Raw genomic sequence first — 239 nt, 5'->3', positions numbered from 1 at the left:
CTCAAGAGCGAACCGGCGGGCATGAGCGAACTCGGCGAGTCGCTCGGCATGTCGCCCAGAAACATGACCGTCCTGGTGGACGGCCTGGAGAGGGAGGGCCTGGTCAGCCGGGTCACCCACCCCCACGACCGCCGCATCAAGCTGGTCGAGCTCACCCAGGCCGGCAGACAGGTGGCGGAGCAGGAACTCGCACCCTCGCAATCGACCGCGGCGGCGCTGTTCGACGACTTCACACCCGA

General features: G+C 68.2%; 1 protein-coding gene. It reads left to right on the top strand.

The genetic code is table 11. The features are described 5' to 3' along the window. Window positions 1-21: 21 nt before the first annotated feature. A partial coding sequence (locus GFH49_RS00990; RefSeq protein WP_230396095.1) for a MarR family winged helix-turn-helix transcriptional regulator occupies window positions 22-239 on the top strand: 218 nt, incomplete at its 3' end.

Source organism: Streptomyces blattellae, from assembly GCF_009709555.1.
Lineage (GTDB): Bacteria > Actinomycetota > Actinomycetes > Streptomycetales > Streptomycetaceae > Streptomyces > Streptomyces blattellae.
The sequence above is the reverse complement of the archived record's forward strand: the minus strand, read 5'-3'. Positions and strand labels throughout refer to the sequence as shown.